Raw genomic sequence first — 17,480 nt, forward strand, 5'->3', positions numbered from 1 at the left:
CATTAGGGCTTTAGAGCGGCGGTAAGTTGATATAAATCAAAGGAAAAGTGGGAGGTTTTGCGGCGAAAAAAAAGCCATCACTCTTAATGAGTAGATGCAAAACGTAAAAAAGGTGTGGTTTTTCACGGTGCTGACGCATCCCTGCTTCGTCCACCCACTAACCGTTACCCCTCTGGCAATTTAGAGGTAATCCTTTATTGGTATGGGTATACTCCAGGGTATGCACCAGAATAGCGCCATTCCTGCAATCAGGTCACGTCAGGAGCCCGGCAACTCTATGTTAAAAAGATGTTTATCTCCGCTGACGCTGGTTAACCAGCTGGCGCTTATTGTTCTGCTGTCCACCGCTATCGGCGTGACCGGCATGGCCATTTCTGGCTGGCTGGTACAGGGTGTACAGGGTAACGCGCATGCCATCAACGAGGCAGGCTCGCTACGTATGCAGAGTTACCGGCTGCTGGCGTCGGTGCCGCTGACGCAGGCTGACCAACCGCTTATCGACGAAATGGAGCGTACCGCATTCAGCCCTGAACTGGAAAGAGCCGCCATCCGTGACGGTCAGCAATCTCAGCTTAAGGCGCTTCAGGGCTACTGGCATACCCAGCTGGAGCCTGGGTTAAAACGGGCGGAAGACCGGGAAACGGTCGCCCGGGATGTCGCCGGGTTTGTGTCACGCATAGATCATCTTGTCTCCTCATTCGATCGCACCACAGAGTTACGCATTGACCGTGTGGTGATGGTTCACCGCGCAATGGCGCTGTTTATGGGTTTGCTGCTGATTTTCACGGTTATCTGGCTACGCGCGCGGTTGCTTAATCCCTGGAAACAGCTCCTGGCGATGGCCCGCGCCGTCACACAGCGCGATTTTACCCAGCGCACGCACATCAGCGGGCGCAACGAAATGGCGATGCTCGGCGAGGCGCTCAACACCATGTCGGCAGAGCTATCAGAAAGCTACGCGGTACTGGAACAACGCGTCCAGGAGAAAACCGCCGGGCTTGAGCAGAAAAACGAGATCCTCTCTTTCCTCTGGCAGGCGAACCGTCGCCTGCATATGCAGGTCCCGCTTTGCGAACGTCTCTCGCCGGTACTGAACGGCCTGCAAAATCTGACTCTGCTCCGCGATCTTGAGCTTCGGGTTTACGACGTTGAGGATGAGGAAAACCATCAGGAATTTACCTGTCAGTCGGACATCTCCTGCGACGATAAAGGGTGTCATCTGTGCCCGCGCGGCTTGCCGCCGCTTACCACCAGCGGCACGACCCTCAAGTGGCGGCTGATGGACAGCCATACCCAGTACGGTATTTTGCTGGCCACCCTGCCCGCCGGACGTCACCTGAGCCACGACCAGCAGCAGCTGGTCGATACGCTTGTTGAGCAGCTTACGGCCACGCTGGCGCTCGACCGCCACCAGGAGAAACAGCAGCAGCTGATCGTGATGGAGGAGCGTGCCACCATCGCCCGCGAGCTTCACGACTCCATCGCCCAGTCCCTCTCCTGCATGAAGATGCAGGTGAGCTGCCTGCAAATGCAGGATGAAGGCATGCCCGAGAGCAGCAAACAGCTGCTCAGCCAGATCCGCAACGAGCTTAACACCTCGTGGATTCAGCTTCGCGAGCTGCTGACCACCTTCCGTTTGCAGCTCACAGAGCCGGGGCTGCGCCCTGCGCTGGAATCCAGCTGTCAGGAGTTTAGCGCCCGGCTGGGCTTCCCGGTGAAGCTGGATTACCAGCTGCCACCGCGTTTTGTCCCCTCTCACCAGGCGATCCACTTGCTGCAAATTGCCCGCGAAGCCCTGAGCAACGTGCTCAAGCATGCCGAGGCGACGGCCGTCACGGTCACCGTCAGCTGCCAGGATAATCAGGTGAAGCTCAGGGTTCAGGATAACGGCCGCGGCGTGCCGGAAAATGCCGAACGAACGAACCACTATGGTTTAATTATTATGCGAGACCGCGCGCAAAGCCTGCGCGGTGATTGCCAGGTTCGCCGGGGAGAGTCAGGTGGCACCGAAGTTGTGGTCACCTTTATACCCGAAAAGCCCCTCATAACTGCTCAAGGAGAAAACCATGACTAATCAGGAACCGGCATCTATCCTGTTGATTGACGATCATCCGATGCTGCGCACTGGCGTTAAACAGCTTGTCAGCATGGCGCCAGATATCACCGTCGTCGGGGAAGCCAGCAACGGCGAACAGGGTATTGAACTTGCCGAATCGCTCGATCCTGATTTGATCTTGCTCGATCTCAACATGCCGGGCATGAATGGCCTGGAAACCCTCGACAAGCTGCGGGAGAAATCCCTCTCTGGCCGGGTGGTAGTCTTCAGCGTCTCAAACCATGAAGAAGACGTGGTCACCGCCCTCAAGCGAGGGGCAGACGGCTATCTGCTGAAAGATATGGAGCCGGAAGATCTGCTCAAGGCGCTGCAACAGGCTGCCGCAGGCGAGATGGTGCTGAGTGAAGCGTTAACGCCGGTACTGGCCGCCAGCCTGCGTGCGAACCGCGCCACGTCTGATCGTGACGTCAGCCAGTTGACCCCGCGCGAGCGTGACATTCTGAAGCTGATTGCCCAGGGGCTGCCGAACAAAATGATCGCCCGCCGTCTCGACATCACCGAGAGCACGGTCAAAGTGCATGTCAAACACATGCTGAAAAAAATGAAGTTAAAATCCCGCGTCGAAGCCGCCGTCTGGGTGCATCAGGAGCGCATTTTTTAACTTACTCATCCGGCAGCAACTTCCACCGTGGATCGTCGGCAGGCATTGCGACGAGCGGTTGCACCACGGAAAGCGTGATCTCATTGGAGGAGACACGCTGCCCATCCTTATCTTCCACCACGGCCGTAAGCCGCCATGTATTTTTCGCCCCTTCCGAATCATCCCATGCAGGCATGATCACACTCCAGCCATCGCTGCTGTTGCCGTTTGCCGGTGAGGTCAGGCTGAGCGCCTGGGTATCACCCAGCCAGTGGATCTGCCGGATACCGTGCGTGCTGCGAATTTGCAGCTTCAGCATCACCGTTTCGCCTGGCTTAAGATCCCACGGCGGCGTGGCCAGATATACCGAGAGGGTTTTGCGCTGACGGAATTCCATCACGGGCAGATTATCGCGATCGGGTGAATCATAGCGGCTCCCCCGCAGCGATCGCGTCGCCGCCACTTCCCCGGCGGAAAGCTGTTTCGCCAGCGGCACGCCAAAACGATAGTTGAGCTTCAGCCCGAGGTTATTCTGGCTAACGCCGCTCTCCCCCTGCTTATGGGCAGCCGTCAGGGTGACCAGCGGTACGGGGGTATAGTTCAGCCCCAGGTTGACCGCAACCGGGTTGTGATACCCCGTACCGCTGTTAAACAGATCGACGTTATCGCCAAAATACTGTTCAAAGCTGACGCTGGTGTTCAGGTGGTGAAACCAGGGAAGCCAGGCTTTGGCCGTTACGTCGTATCCGCGCGCCATGCGCTGCTCGCGGATGTCGGAACGCGGCTGCCAGCCAGCGAACGGCTGGTAGTAATTGGCCGACAGGCGCAGGTTTTCACCCCACGCCTCTGCGCCCAGCCCGGCACGTTGCAGGTTGTCTTCCAGCAGGTTGTCGTAAAAAGTGTTGTAGCCCAGCAGCCAGTTTCCGGCAACCCAGCGCTGACCTGCCCCGACGTTACTCACCAGCCCGTCTGTCTGCTGCGTCAGCCCAAGCTGGCTCCAGCTCAGATAGCGGGTGTTGTCGTTCCAGGGGATAAACCAGCTTCCGCTGCTGCCGTTAAAGTTGCCGTCGTCATCCACCAGCACATTGACGTTGGCGTTTCCCCAGGGTGAAAGCCAGGATTCAATCTGCTCGTTGACTTCCCCGCTCACGGCATCCCGCACCTTGCCAAACGCGAACTGTCGCGCCTGCTGCCCGGCCGTCAGGCCGTTATCGGTCATACTGGCTTCACCGAAGGCCTTAGCCATTTCAGCCAGATGCTTTTCGCCTTCGCTGGTCGGTTGCGCCATGCCGAGATCCGGCAGACTATCGCCGTTGTTATCAAACGGATTTTGCGCCTGCTGCACGAAGGATTTCGGCGCACCATGAACGGCTCCAGCCGTAAAAAGGGGGAGTAACAGCAAAAAACGGATGCGGGACGATACAGCCTTCAACGTCGTCAATCAGAACCTGTGTTTATGAACAAACACTTATTATGTTAACGCCATAAGCCCTGAAAACCAGTCTTAAGAGAAATTTCAGGAATATCCTGAAAAGATTTGTCGGGTGGCGGCTTCGCCTTACCCGACCTACAAATTCGTACCGGTGCGAAGCCGCCACCCGACGCCCTTACACTATTATCCCAACAGCGCTTTCAGCTCCGGCACGCAGGAACCACAGTTCGTGCCGCAGCGCAGCTTCACGCCCAGCGCTGGGGCAGAATCACAGCCTCCGGCTATTGCCTTACGTATCGTATTTTCACCCACGCTGAAGCAGCTACAGATAATTCGCCCGGGATCGGCATCTTCGTCCGGCCGTTGCCCGTGCAGCAGCGCATGGCGTTCAGCAAGTTGGACGGGCGCAGCAGCAAAGGCTTCTTCAATAAACGCATGCGCCAGCGCCGGCAGCGTATGGCCCTCCCAGTAGCCCAGCATCAGCTTACCGTGATGCCAGGCGAGCACGCTGCTGCGTTCTCCCGTCTGTGCCACCTGTAACTGCCAGCCCCGACCGCTGGCGTACGCCATGATCCACGACAGCAACGGCTGCTCCCCCGCCACCGTCAGACGTGAGGCTTTACGCCACCAGCAGACCGACGGCGGCAGCGCTGGCAGCTCGCGGGCATACAGTTCACCCTGCCAGGCGGGTAGCCAGGGCATGATCCTCACCGCGGTTTGTTTACTCTCCGGCTGGCCGGACCCGGCATCAACCCGCCCTTCCACCAGCGCATTGACCTTACCCTGCCGGGCAAATTGTGCGTTCCAGTGCATCGGCGCAAACAGCTCGCCTGCACGCTGCGCGGTGGAGATACGTACTCTGGCAACCATCACTCCGCGCGGGGAGCTTACCCGCGCCAGCTGGCCGTCAGTCAGCCCGGCGCGCGCCGCATCGGTTGCGTTCATCTCAACAAAAGGCTCATCGATATGCTGCATCAGGCGCGGAACATACCCCGTGCGCGTCATGGTGTGCCACTGATCGCGGATCCGCCCGGTATTCAGTATCAAGGGGTACAATTCGTCGACGCCTGCCCCATGCGGGGAGGGGTCAACCGGAACAAGCGTTCTTTGCGGGAAATCACCGGCATGCCACTGATACGGCGCCAGCGCGTCCCACGCCTCTCGCGACAGCGACGCCAGTTCGCGCAGGTTTAGCGCCCGTTCGCCGTTATTTTCAAACGCCGTCAGTGCCGCATGTTCACAAAATATCTCCTGAGGGTGTTCCCAGGCGAAGGCATCGCCATAACCGAGCTGGTCTGCGATCCGGGCGATGATCCACCAGTCCGGTCTGGCCTCGCCCGGCGCAGGCAGAAAGGCGCGCTGGCGGGAGATACGGCGTTCAGAATTGGTCACCGTGCCGTTTTTCTCGCCCCAGCCCAGGGCGGGAAAACGGATATGGGCAAACCGGCTGGTGTCCGTCTCCTGCATCACCTCAGATATCATGACCAGCGGGCAGGCCGCCAGCGCCTGGCACACCGCGTGGCTGTCGGGAAGTGACACGGCAGGGTTGGTGCCCATGATCCACACCGCCTTCACCTCGCCGCGGGCAATGGCGTCAAACAGTTCCACCGCCATCAGGCCCGGGGTCTGCGCCAGCCGTTCCGTTCCCCAGAAACGCGCCACGCGCGCGAGATCGTCCGGCTCGAAGTTCATGTGCGCCGCCAGCTGATTCGCCAGTCCCCCCACTTCCCGCCCGCCCATGGCATTTGGCTGTCCGGTCAGCGAAAACGGGCCGCAGCCAGGACGGTTGAACTTCCCGCTGGCAAGATGCACGTTAATGATGGCGTTGCACTTGTCGCTGCCGCTGGAGGACTGGTTGATCCCCATGGTGTAGAGCGTGATCGCGCGTGGCGCGGTGACAAACCAGTCGTAGAAGGTGCCAATCTCGTCTGAAGGCAGATCGCAAAACGCCGCCACGCGAGGGATCGGCCACTCGCCGCGCCCCTGAATCAGATTGAGCAACCCCACAAACAGCCCGGCGTCACTGCCGGGTCTGAGCGCGAGGTGGAGATCGGCGATATCGCAGGTGGCGGTTTTACGCGGATCGATCACGACCACTTTCATCTGCGGATTGTTGTGTTTTGCCTGCACCAGCCGCTGATACAGCACCGGATGCGTCCAGGCCGCGTTCGAGCCAACGAGTACCACCAGATCGCTGTTTTCCACGTCCTCGTAGCTGCACGGCACCACGTCTTCACCGAAGGCGCGTTTGTAGCCCACCACCGCCGATGACATGCACAGCCGCGAGTTGGTATCAATGTTCGCCGCCCCGATAAAGCCTTTCATCAGCTTGTTGGCGGCATAGTAATCCTCGGTCAACAGCTGGCCGGAGGCATAAAACGCCACCGCCTGCGGCCCCCATTCGTTGATAATGTTCCGCAGCCGCTCGCCCGCTTCGCCCAGCGCCTGCGGCCATGCCACCTCCCGGCCATCGACAACCGGGCGCAGCAGGCGTCCCTGTAGCCCTGTGGTTTCCCCAAGGGCAGATCCTTTTACGCACAGACGACCGAAATTCGCCGGATGAGTTTCATCCCCCCGAATGCTCACCTTTTCACCGTCTGCGCTGGCGACCACGCCGCAGCCCACCCCGCAGTAAGGGCACGTTGTCCGGGTTTCCGTCATGAGGCCTCCGCGCGCATCACCAGCTCTTCATTTCCAACCCACACCTTGCCGTTTTCGATTTTTACCGGCCAGGCACGCACCGCAGGCGCCCCGCTCTCAGCCTGACACCCGTCGCGCAGACGAATACGTTGCTTGTAGAGCGGCGAGATCACCACCGGTTCCCCCGCCGCATCGCCGAGGATGCCGCGTGAGAGCACGTTCGCGCGGCTGCCCGGCTCCCGATCGTCGAGGGCATAAACGGTTTTGCCAAAGCGGAACAACGCAATCGGTTTGCGCCCAAGATGCGCGCCAATGCCCGCCTGCTCCGGGATCTCGTCGATATTACAAATTTCCTGCCAGCGCTTGTTCTCCTCCGCGGCGGGGACGTTCACCGCGGTTCGGAACAGCGCCAGGCGGTCAGGATCGTTAAGGGTGGTTTGCCATTCGCACTGGTAGGTCTCCACCACCCGGGCCATCTCCTGCTCCAGCTCGTGGGCGATCCCCAGGCTGTCGTTGAGGATCACCTCGCGCAGATAGTCGAGGCCGCCTTCCAGGTTATCCATCCAGGTACTGGTACGTTGCAGACGATCTGCCGTGCGGATGTAGAACATCAGGAAACGGTCAACGGTGCGGATCAGCGTTTCGTCGTCCAGATCGCTGGCGAAGAGATCCGCGTGGCGCGGCTTCATCCCGCCGTTGCCGCACAGATAGAGGTTCCAGCCTTTGTCCGTGGCAATCACCCCTACGTCTTTGCTCTGCGCCTCTGCGCATTCACGGGTACAGCCGGAGACCGCCATTTTGATTTTGTGCGGCGCGCGCAGCCCCTTGTAGCGGTGCTCCAGCCTGACCGCGAGGCCGGTGGAATCCTGCACGCCGTAGCGGCACCAGGTCGACCCGACGCAGGATTTCACCGTGCGCAGGGATTTCCCGTAAGCATGTCCAGTCTCAAACCCGGCCTCTACCAGCGCCTGCCAGATTTCCGGCAACTGTTCGAGCGTGGCGCCAAACAGGTCAATACGCTGCCCGCCGGTAATTTTGCTGTAAAGGCTATAGCGTTTCGCGATCTGGCCGATGGCGATCAGCCCATCAGCCGTCACTTCCCCGGCGGCCATGCGCGGCACGATGGAATAGGTCCCGTCCTTCTGGATGTTGGCGAAATAGCGGTCGTTGGTGTCCTGCAACGGCAGATGCGCCGGTTTCAGCAGATACTCGTTCCAGCAGGAAGCCAATACCGATCCCACCAGCGGCTTACAGATCTCGCACCCGTGTCCCTGACCGTAGCGGCTGATAAGCTGGTCGAAGGTGCGGATATGGTTGACGCGCACCAGGTGGTAAATCTCCTGACGCGAGTACGGGAAGTGTTCGCAGATATCTTTCTTCACCTCCACGCCCTGCTCCGCAAGCTGGAACTCCATCACCTGCTTCACCAGCGCGCTACAGCCTCCGCAGCCGGTCGCCGCTTTGGTGCACTGCTTAATGGCGCCGATATCCGTTGCGCCCGCGCTTACCGCCTGGCAGATATCCCCTTTGCTGACGTTATGACACGAACAGATCTGCGCGCTTTCCGGCAGCGCCGCCACGCCCAGCGCTTTCGGCGCGCTGCCTGACGATACGGGTAAGATCAGCGTTTCCGGCTCTTTTGGCAGGCTGATGCCGTTGAGCATCATCTGCACCAGCGTGGCGTATTCGCTGGCATCGCCCACCAGCACGCCACCCAGCAGGGTTTTGCTGTCGTGGCTGACCACAATCTTTTTGTAGATTTGCTGCGGCCCGTGCGTCCACTGGTAGCTCAGCGCGCCCGGCGTGCGCCCGTGGGCATCGCCAAACGACGCCACATCCACGCCCAGCAACTTGAGTTTGGTACTCATATCTGCGCCGGTGAAGCGCTTCTCCTCACCCGCCAGCACAGCGGCGGCCACGCGCGCCATCTGGTAGCCCGGTGCCACCAGGCCAAAGATTTTCCCCTCCCACAGCGCGCATTCCCCGATGGCAAGCACATCCGGATCGGAGGTCCGGCAGCCGTCGTCAATGCAGATCCCGCCGCGCTCGCCGACAGCCAGCCCGCTGCTGCGCGCCAGCGCGTCCTGCGGCCGAATACCAGCAGAGAAGACCACCATGTCCGTTTCCAGCTGTTCACCATCGGCAAAGCGCAGCACCAGCCCGTCGTCTGCGGTGGCAATCTCCGTCGTCGATTTACTGGTGTGTACCCCTACGCCCAGCGCCTCAATTTTCTTACGCAGCATTGCCGCGCCGTCGCTGTCGAGCTGCACCGCCATCAGGTTAGGCGCAAACTCCACCACGTGGGTTTCCAGCCCGAGCTGCTTAAGCGCATTCGCCGCCTCCAGCCCCAGCAGGCCGCCGCCAATCACCACACCGCGGCGAGAGCCTGCCGCATGGGCCGCAATGTTGTCCAGATCGTCGAGGGTGCGGTAGACAAAACAACCCGGCAGATCGTTGCCCGGAACGGGTGGTACGAACGGGTACGAGCCGGTCGCCAGCACCAGCTTGTCCCAGTGAGTCTCATGGCCACTGGCGGTACGCACTACGTGTGCATCACGATCGATAGCGACGATCTGCTGCGAGAGGCGCAGCTCAATGCCGTTATCGGCAAAGAACTCCCCCGCCACCAGCGAGAGCGAGTCCGCGCTGCGTCCGCCAAAATATTCCGACAGATGCACGCGGTCATAGGCGGCATAGCGCTCTTCGCCAAAAACAATAATCTGATACTGCTGATGCAAATTGCGGTTAACGCAGTCTTCGAGGAAATGATGGCCGACCATACCGTGCCCAACCACCACCAGAGTAGGTTTTGTCATAGCGTTCTGTCCTGCAACCTGCGGTTGCGTTGTGAAACGATCGAACAGCCAGTCCGCGTGGGCGGGCGCAGCCGTTGCCAGTAAATCGGTAAAGGTTGCCGCGCTGCGGCAGTCACCCATCAGCAGCACGCCAGCCAGCGCCCCCTGATGGATCAGTAAACGTCGATAGTGACGGGTCAGCGGATCCCATGAACTCCAGACCACATCGTCCGCCTGCGCCGTCGCGCGTCCGAGGCTGAACAGCGCCACGCCGGTCACCTTAAGGCGCACGCCGTTGTCGGTCAGGGTAAACGGCGCGGTGACCTCCCCGGCCAGCCGCGCGGCAAGAATATCCGCCTGCGCCAGACAGGGGGCGACCAGGCCAAACGTCTGGCCGTCAATTTCGCAGCACTCGCCGATGGCGTAGATATCCGGCACGGAGGTTTGCATCTGCTGATCCACCACGATGCCGCGCGCGCAGCGAATGCCGCTGGCTTTTGCCAGCGCGACGTTGGGCTGTACACCCGTAGCCAGCACCACGCGCGTGGCGGCGATGCGGCGTCCGTCGAGCAACGTCACGGCATCGTCAGCGATGGCGGTGATGCCGGAGGCGAGTTCACAGCGTACGCCCCGCACCGCCAGCGCCTCTTCCAGCAGCAGTCCCGCCTGCTGATCCAGCTGCTGTTCCATCAGCCACGGACCGCGATGCACGAGCGTGACGTTGTCACCGTTGCGCGCCAGCGCTGCCGCGGCCTCCACGCCGAGTACGCCGCCGCCCAGCACTACCGCCGGTCCGGAGAGGTTCCGGATGGCGCGGGTCTCTGCCAGGGTGCGAAAGGTGAACACATGCGGCGCATCGCCCCCGGGGATCGGCGGCACTACAGGGGTAGACCCGGTGGCAAACACCAGCGCATCCCAGCCCAGCGTGCGAGCAAAGGTATGCACTTCACGCGCGTTGACGTCTACTGCGAGCGCCTTTTCTCCTCGCAGCACCGTCACGCCTCGTGCCGTGTACCAGTCTTCATCGTGCAGACAGATATGCTCCGCCTGCTTTTCGCCACCCAGCACCGGTGAAAGCTGGATGCGGTTGTACGCCTGCTCAGGCTCGTCACCGATGACGGTGATAGCGAAACGACCGGGAACACGCCCGGTGAGCGACGCAATCAGCCGGGCTGCCGCCATACCATTACCGATAATGACCAGTCGCATCGTGCCCCCTCATTACGCCGCTTTCGGCTGTTTTTCGTAGAGGAAATGGAGGATCTGCTGGCGCATGTGGTGATAGCGGCTGTCATCCGCCAGCTGCACCCTGTTGCGCGGGCGCGGCAGATCGACGCGCAGGATCTCACCCACGGTGGCCGCCGGGCCGTTGGTCATCATCAGTACGCGGTCAGAGAGCAGTACCGCCTCGTCCACATCGTGGGTGATGAGCACGATGGTGGTGTTCAGCGCCTGCTGGATCTGCATCACCGAATCCTGAAGATGGGCGCGTGTCAGCGCATCGAGCGCGCCAAACGGCTCATCCATCAGCAGCACTTTCGGCTTCATTGCCAGCGCCCGGGCAATCCCGACGCGCTGCTTCATACCGCCGGAGATCTCCCCGGGGCGCTTATGCAGCGCGTGGCCCATCTGCACCCGGTCGAGGTTGTGCTCAATCCACGCTTTGCGCTCGGCCTTACTCATGGTGTGACGGAAAACCTGATCCACCGCCAGCGCCACGTTGTCGAAGCAGGTTAACCACGGCAGCAGCGAATGGTTCTGGAACACCACCGCGCGCTCTGGCCCCGGCCCGGCGATTTCGCGGTTGTCGCAAATCAGCCCGCCTTCCGTCGGCAGCGTGATCCCGGCGATCAGGTTTAACAGCGTCGACTTGCCGCAGCCGGAGTGACCAATCAGACTGACGGTTTCGCCCTCGTGGATATCAAAAGAGACGTTTTGCAGCGCCAGAAACTCGCCGCTGGCGGTGGAAAAACGCTGGCTCACGGCCTGGACCTGAATTAACGGTTTCATGTTCACTCCTTATTTTTCCTGCCAGCTAAAGCGACGGGCGATCAGCATCAGCCCCTGCTCCAGCAGCAACCCGACCACGCCAATGATGACGATGGCGATGAGAATGTTTTCGACGTTGAGGTTGTTCCACTCATTCCAGATCCAGAAGCCAATGCCTAAACCTCCGGTGAGCATCTCGGCGGCGACAATCACCAGCCAGGCAATGCCAATGGAGAGGCGTACCCCGGTCAGCACCGCAGGCAGTACGGCGGGAAAAAGAATGCGGCGCATGATGGTCCACTCTGAGAGTTGCAACACCCGGGCCACGTTGAGGTAGTCCTGCGGAATACGGCGTACCCCTTCAGCGGTGTTGATCACCATCGGCCAGATGGAGCAGATAAAAATGGTCCAGCTCGATGCAGGCTCCGCTTTCTGGAACAGCAGCAGGCCGATAGGCAGCCAGGCCAGCGGGCTGACCGGACGCAGGAGCGCGATCAGCGGGTTGAACATGCGCGAGAAAAAGGTGAAGCGGCCAATCAAAAAGCCCAGCGGAATGCCCGCCATCGCCGCCAGACCGAAGCCGATGGCGACGCGCTGCAACGACGCCAGCACGTTCCAGCCAATGCCCATATCGTTTGGCCCGTCGCGATAAAACGGATCGGCAAACAGGGTCATGGCCGAATCGAGCGTGCTGAGCGGCGTCGGAAAGCCTTTACTGTTTATCGCTGCCAGCTGCCAGAGCACCACCAGCAGGCCGAGACCGAGCAGCGCCGGGATGACGCGCTGTAAAAAATCATTCATCCGACGCGTAAACGCTGGCGCACGACGGCGAACCTGTAGCGGAGGCAGGACAATCACTTCCCCGCTCTCTGACGTCTCTTGTGGTTTTGTATTTTGCAGATGCTGCATACTCAGGCCCCTTTACGGTGAATGGCGAAGCGGTTGGCGTACCCTTCCGGATCGGTGCCGTTCCAGACGGTGCCGTCCATCAGGGTGCTGCTGCGATATGGTGATGACGGTGTGGACATGCCGCCCACGGCGGTCGCGGCATCCTGCCAGACCGCGGTCTGGTTAATGCGCTGTGCAATGCCCGCGTAATCCGGCGCGGCGTTGAGCAAGCCCCAGCGGCGGAACTGGGTTAAGAACCACATCCCGTCAGAGAGATACGGGTAGCTCACGGCACCCTCGTTGAAGAAACGGATCGGGTGCGCATCCTGCCAGCGCTGACCGACCCCGTTGTCGTACTCGCCAAGCATACGTCCGGTGAGATACTGTTCCTTGCAGTTGAGCCAGGCGCGGCGCGAGAGGATCTGCGCGGTTTCGCGTTTGTTTTCCGCTGACGCCTCGATCCAGCGCGCGGCTTCCATCACGGCGCTCACCAGCGCCCGTGCGGTGTGCGGATTTTTCGCCACCCAGTCGCGTCGGGTGCCGAGGATCTTTTCCGGGTGATCGGCCCAGATGGACTGCGACGTGGCGGCGGTAAACCCGATGCGGTCGTTAATCGCCCGCGCGTTCCACGGCTCGCCGACGCAAAACCCGACCATGTTGCCAATGCGCATGTTCATCACCATCTGCGGCGGCGGCACCACCACGGTGCGCACGTCGTCAAACGGGTTAATCCCCGCGCTGGCCAGCCAGTAGTAGAGCCACATGGCGTGCGTTCCCGTCGGGAAGGTATGCGCGAAGGTGTAGGTTCCCGGCGCCTGCTGCGCAATCAGCTTTTTCAGCCCATCGAGGTCACGAACGCCCTTCTCCGCCAGATCGCTGGAGAGCGTAATGGCCTGACCGTTCTGGTTGAGGGTCATCAGGTTCGCCATCTGCTGCGGCTTGCCCGCGATACCCAGCTCCAGACCGTACAGCAGGCCGTAAAGAATGTGCGCAGCGTCCAGCTCGCCCGCCACCAGCTTGTCGCGCACCGCCGCCCAGCTCGCCTCTTTGGTAGGTACAATGGTAATGCCGTGTTTTTTATCGAACCCTTTCAGGGCCGCGATAACCACGGGCGCGCAGTCGGTCAGGGGGATAAACCCGATACGCACGGTATCCTGCTCCGGCTTATCTGACCCCGCCGCCCATGCGGCCTGCATGACACCCGGCAACAGCATCGCACCACTCGCCAGCATGCTGGCCTGCAATAACCGCCGTCTCGACAAATCCGCCATAATTGCTCCTGAAAAAAGGCAAAAAAAAGCGCCCGACGGTGCTGAAGCACCGCTGGACGCCTTTATCCTGAAGACGCATGCACCGCCGTTGGCGCATCGTCGAAAATGGTTAATCTGTTAATGCAAAGGTAATGCCAGCTTTTCATCCCCGGCGTTACGGGGTTTCTGCAAGAAGAGCGCTGTATTACGCACCCCAATCAGGCATAAATTGCTCACTGACTGTGCAACTACTCCCCAAGGGGTATCTTCCACAGATTTTTCACCGTAAGCAGCGCACGGGCGATATCTACCATGCGTTGGTTTTTATCCATCGCCATTTTGCGCAGGGCAGTCCACGCCTGATCCTCGCTCATGTTCTGGTGCGTCATCAGCACGCTTTTGGCTTTATCGATGGTCTTACGCTCCTCCAGCGAGTCGCGCAGGGAAGCAAGCTGACGGGAGAGTTGCTCAATTTCACGCGCCTGCTGGCGCACCAGCGGCAGCAGCGGTCTGTCAGGAAATCGCGCCAGGATATCGTCGTGCTCATCGTCTACGTGCAGGTTTTCGCTATAGCGGCGCTCCTCAACTGCCGTCATCAGATCGGCAATTGCCACCTCCTCCAGCGTGCGCAGGTGCTCAAGGCGCGCGGTTTGCAGGGCAAACCATTTGAGGGCGGTATCGCCGTTATCTGCCGGAGGCTGGCGGGTGCACGCTTCACGCCTGAGTTTTTCAGTCTCCAGACCCGGCTGGCAGTTGAGGATAAACGTCTCCTGCACGTCTGGAGTGCAATGGGAGATAAAAACCTCAAAGCAGGCCTGCTGGCCATCAATGCGATCCACCAGCCGCTGGCGGGTTTCATCGTCAAAGAATCCCTGGGTGAAACCAATAGCCCCCAGCGCCCGCTCTTGTCCCACAAGTTCTTTGCCCTGCATCAGGCTGTAAAGGGCCACAAATCGGCCCGCGATGTGCGGATCGTCAATGCTGTCGCTGAGTTGAGGTACGATACTGAGCAAATGACGCAGTATGCGGCTGTAGTGTTCCATCGCTTCCGGCGCGGTGACGCATTGGCCTGTAACGCCATCACGCAGCGCCGTTAGCGTCTCAAGGCCGTGCAGTGCGCTGGCAATACGTTCGCACAGGGCGCTGCCCGGCAGCGGTTCGTTAAACAGCCGGTGCAATACAGCAAGGTTTTCATCCACCAGGGCCCTGCTGGCCTTGCATTCAGGCGCGTACAATTTGCCCTGCGAGCAGAGCCAGACATTTGACGCACCGCGCTCGCACTGTAGCATATGCACCAGTCGACTGATGCCGTTCACCAGTGCGCCCAGCTGCGCCAGTCTGCCGAGCTGTTCCTCGCGCAACATTCTCGCACGCTGGAACCATTCGGTTGCGCCAGGGGAACTGCCAGCCACTATCGTCATCGTTTCTCTCCCCGATACGTATTCTTCGGTACGAGAAGCAATATTCGTGCCTTTTCAAAGAACAGGAGTCAACATGCAGAAGATTGTGATCGTCGCCAACGGTGCGGCCTACGGCAGTGAATCCCTTTTTAACAGCCTGCGCCTGGCAATCGCGCTGCGCGATAAGGAGAGTGAGCTGGAGCTGCGCCTCTTTTTGATGTCCGATGCCGTCACGGCCGGGCTGAAGGGGCAGAAACCCGCAGAGGGCTACAACATTCAACAAATGCTGGAGATCCTGACCGCGCAAAACGTTCCGGTCAAACTGTGCAAAACCTGTACCGACGGGCGCGGCATTACCGGGCTGCCGCTGATTGATGGCGTGGAAATTGGTACGCTGGTGGAGCTGGCTGAATGGACGCTTTCCGCCGATAAAGTATTAACTTTTTAATAATAACTCGCTAAAAATATTATTTTCTTATGGACGCGGTTTCAGCATCAAGTTTACCTGCACCGTTGCCGATAGGCATGGAAACAACACAGCAGGTATTACACTTATGTTCAGATCCATTCGCGCCCGCATCATTGCCGCGACGACAGGCTGTATGGTCGTCGCCCTTCTTCTTAATACCATTATTAACTTTCAGGTCACGCGCCAGGATAATCAGCAGTCGCAGCGCGATATTCTGACCAGCACCAGCGCCAGCCACAACATGGCAATTGCCGACTGGGTGAACAGCAAAATGACCGTCATCACCTCGGCGCAGCCAGTCGCGCTCAGCGACGATCCGGTTCCGGTGTTTAAACAGCTTGCGCTGGCGGGTGGATTCACCAACGTCTACGTGGGTTATGCCAGCAAAACGGCTAAATTTTCTGACCCAACCGGGGTACCCGCTGATTACGATCCCACCCTTCGCCCGTGGTATCAGCAGGCCGTCAGCGCTGATGGCCCGGTAGTGACTGCACCCTATGTGGACGCGGGCACCGGGAAACTGGTGGTGACGTTCGCGGTACCCGTTAAAGAGCAAGGCGCCCTGAAAGCGGTGGTGGCGGGCGATGTGGCGATGGACAGCGTGGTGGCTAACGTGCGCGGTATTCACCCGACTCCGGCCAGCAGCGGACTGCTTCTGGACAGCAACGGCACCGTTATTGCCGGCAGCGATCCTGCGCTGACGCTTAAGCCTTTTACGGAGACGATCAAAGGGACCGATTTTGCCACCCTGAAAAGCGGCAGCCTGGTTGACGGAACGTTTAACGGACGCGAAAAAACGTTCCTGGCCACCGCCGTACCGGGGACGCACTGGCTGCTGGTTGTGGCGCTCGATAACGGCGATGCCACCGCCGGGATGCGGTCATTGCTAAAAGCATCTGCACTGTCTCTGGCGATCCTCGCCCTGCTGAGCGGAGCCCTCATGCACCTCCTGATTGCCCGCCTGCTTAAGCGGCTGTCCGGTATCCGTGACGCGATGAACAGCATTGCCAACGGTACTAACGATCTGTCGCAGCGTCTGCCGGATAAGGGGGGCGATGAAGTGGCGCAAATTGCGCAGGCGTTTAACGCCTTCAGCGATAAGCTTTCTGTGGTGATGGTCCAGCTGCGTGATGCCAGCGCCTCAGTGAAAAACGCCGCGCATGAGATTGCGGCAGGTAATCAGGATCTTTCCGGGCGTACCGAGCAGGCGGCATCAAGCCTTCGCGAAACCGCCAGCGCCGTGGAAGAGATCACGGCCTCCGTTACGCAGTCAAACGAGTCGGCAGCAGAAGCGAACGAACAGGCGAGCAAGGCCTCTGCCGCCGCATCCCGCGGAGGCGACGTCGTCGCTCAGGCCATCAGCACCATGCAGTCCATCGAACTGGCTTCCGCGAAAATCGGCGATATCACCAGCGTCATTGACGGCATCGCCTTCCAGACTAATATTCTGGCGCTTAACGCCTCGGTGGAAGCGGCGCGTGCCGGGGAGCAAGGCCGTGGGTTCGCGGTCGTTGCGGGGGAAGTACGTAACCTGGCCAGCCGCAGTGCTCAGGCGGCGAAGGAGATCAAATCCCTTATTGATTCCACCACCGAAAGCGTTGCAACCGGCTCCCGGTTTGTGCACCTTGCGGGCGACAGCATGGATGAGATCCGCGCCAGCGTCGGGAGCGTGTCAGGCATTATGCGTGAAATATCCATTGCCACCCGCGAGCAGATGAAAGGGATCCATGAGATTAACCACGCGGTGACTCACCTGGATCGCATGGTGCAGCAGAACGCCGAACTTGTTGTACAGTCTGCTGCGGCGGCCAGCGCGCTGCAAAGCCAGGCGGGCGACCTTGCTGAGACCGCTGGCCATTTCCGCATATAATTTTTCCCGGGCGCGCGTTAAGCAGGGTAAACGCGCGTCCGCTGAAAGGTT

General features: G+C 60.1%; 11 protein-coding genes. 4 read left to right on the plus strand and 7 right to left on the minus strand.

From position 1 onward, the window contains the following. Nucleotides 1–277: 277 nt before the first annotated feature. Together narX and narL are read left to right on the plus strand one after the other, a co-directional pair. Nucleotides 278–2,074, plus strand: coding sequence for a nitrate/nitrite two-component system sensor histidine kinase NarX (narX, locus tag ACOTX5_RS05610; protein WP_032669674.1), 1,797 nt, complete (start codon nt 278–280; stop codon nt 2,072–2,074). Next, nucleotides 2,067–2,717 (plus strand): two-component system response regulator NarL, encoded by a 651-nt coding sequence (gene narL, locus ACOTX5_RS05615; RefSeq protein WP_003856701.1) that lies wholly within the window; start codon nt 2,067–2,069, stop codon nt 2,715–2,717. Before narX ends, narL begins: the two co-directional genes overlap by 8 nt. Nucleotide 2,718: 1 nt before the next feature. Here the strand turns inward: narL and ACOTX5_RS05620 are convergent, their stop codons facing one another. The 7 genes from ACOTX5_RS05620 to nasR form a co-directional block, all read right to left on the minus strand. Beyond that, nucleotides 2,719–4,137: a YchO/YchP family invasin gene (locus ACOTX5_RS05620; RefSeq protein ID WP_017384247.1), complete on the minus strand. Its 1,419-nt coding sequence runs from the start codon at nt 4,135–4,137 to the stop codon at nt 2,719–2,721. A 174-nt stretch (nt 4,138–4,311) separates the two neighbouring features. Continuing rightward, on the minus strand, nt 4,312–6,789 hold the full coding sequence (locus ACOTX5_RS05625) for a nitrate reductase (RefSeq protein ID WP_047727504.1): 2,478 nt from the start codon (nt 6,787–6,789) through the stop codon (nt 4,312–4,314). Continuing rightward, on the minus strand, nt 6,786–10,772 hold the full coding sequence (nirB, locus tag ACOTX5_RS05630) for a nitrite reductase large subunit NirB (protein ID WP_072210257.1): 3,987 nt from the start codon (nt 10,770–10,772) through the stop codon (nt 6,786–6,788). The genes ACOTX5_RS05625 and nirB overlap by 4 nt, the downstream gene beginning before the upstream one ends. Before the next feature lie 12 nt (nt 10,773–10,784). After that, complete coding sequence (locus tag ACOTX5_RS05635) at nt 10,785–11,573, minus strand: ABC transporter ATP-binding protein (RefSeq protein ID WP_015570359.1); 789 nt, start codon at nt 11,571–11,573, stop codon at nt 10,785–10,787. Nucleotides 11,574–11,582: 9 nt separating this feature from the next. Then, nucleotides 11,583–12,461 carry a nitrate ABC transporter permease gene (ntrB, locus tag ACOTX5_RS05640; RefSeq protein WP_017384249.1) on the minus strand — a complete coding sequence of 293 codons (879 nt, stop codon included), beginning with the start codon at nt 12,459–12,461 and terminating at the stop codon, nt 11,583–11,585. A gap of 2 nt (nt 12,462–12,463) precedes the next feature. After that, nucleotides 12,464–13,711: a CmpA/NrtA family ABC transporter substrate-binding protein gene (locus ACOTX5_RS05645; protein WP_023296759.1), complete on the minus strand. Its 1,248-nt coding sequence runs from the start codon at nt 13,709–13,711 to the stop codon at nt 12,464–12,466. 227 nt (nt 13,712–13,938) lie between these two features. After that, nucleotides 13,939–15,111, minus strand: coding sequence for a nitrate regulatory protein NasR (gene nasR / locus ACOTX5_RS05650; protein WP_045911250.1), 1,173 nt, complete (start codon nt 15,109–15,111; stop codon nt 13,939–13,941). Nucleotides 15,112–15,184: 73 nt separating this feature from the next. On the opposite strand from nasR, the gene ACOTX5_RS05655 reads away from it, so the two are divergent. Continuing rightward, complete coding sequence (locus ACOTX5_RS05655; RefSeq protein ID WP_015570354.1) at nt 15,185–15,538, plus strand: DsrE/DsrF/TusD sulfur relay family protein; 354 nt, start codon at nt 15,185–15,187, stop codon at nt 15,536–15,538. A gap of 106 nt (nt 15,539–15,644) precedes the next feature. Beyond that, the gene (locus tag ACOTX5_RS05660) at nt 15,645–17,429 is read left to right on the plus strand and encodes a methyl-accepting chemotaxis protein (RefSeq protein ID WP_045911249.1); all 1,785 of its coding nucleotides are present in this window, start codon (nt 15,645–15,647) and stop codon (nt 17,427–17,429) included. The last annotated feature ends 51 nt before the right edge of the window (nt 17,430–17,480 follow it).

Origin of the sequence: Enterobacter cloacae complex sp. IR5441 (assembly GCF_049238215.1) — a bacterium.
In the GTDB taxonomy this organism is placed as follows: domain Bacteria; phylum Pseudomonadota; class Gammaproteobacteria; order Enterobacterales; family Enterobacteriaceae; genus Enterobacter; species Enterobacter hormaechei_C.

Coding starts and splice junctions, on each gene's coding strand:
- narX (WP_032669674.1), top strand. CDS start 278: ATGTTAAAAAGATGTTTATCTCCGCTGACGCTGGTTAACCAGCTGGCG.
- ACOTX5_RS05625 (WP_047727504.1), bottom strand. CDS start 6,789: ATGACGGAAACCCGGACAACGTGCCCTTACTGCGGGGTGGGCTGCGGC.
- ACOTX5_RS05645 (WP_023296759.1), bottom strand. CDS start 13,711: ATGGCGGATTTGTCGAGACGGCGGTTATTGCAGGCCAGCATGCTGGCG.
- nirB (WP_072210257.1), bottom strand. CDS start 10,772: ATGCGACTGGTCATTATCGGTAATGGTATGGCGGCAGCCCGGCTGATT.
- narL (WP_003856701.1), top strand. CDS start 2,067: ATGACTAATCAGGAACCGGCATCTATCCTGTTGATTGACGATCATCCG.
- ACOTX5_RS05660 (WP_045911249.1), top strand. CDS start 15,645: ATGTTCAGATCCATTCGCGCCCGCATCATTGCCGCGACGACAGGCTGT.
- nasR (WP_045911250.1), bottom strand. CDS start 15,111: ATGACGATAGTGGCTGGCAGTTCCCCTGGCGCAACCGAATGGTTCCAG.
- ACOTX5_RS05635 (WP_015570359.1), bottom strand. CDS start 11,573: ATGAAACCGTTAATTCAGGTCCAGGCCGTGAGCCAGCGTTTTTCCACC.
- ntrB (WP_017384249.1), bottom strand. CDS start 12,461: ATGCAGCATCTGCAAAATACAAAACCACAAGAGACGTCAGAGAGCGGG.
- ACOTX5_RS05655 (WP_015570354.1), top strand. CDS start 15,185: ATGCAGAAGATTGTGATCGTCGCCAACGGTGCGGCCTACGGCAGTGAA.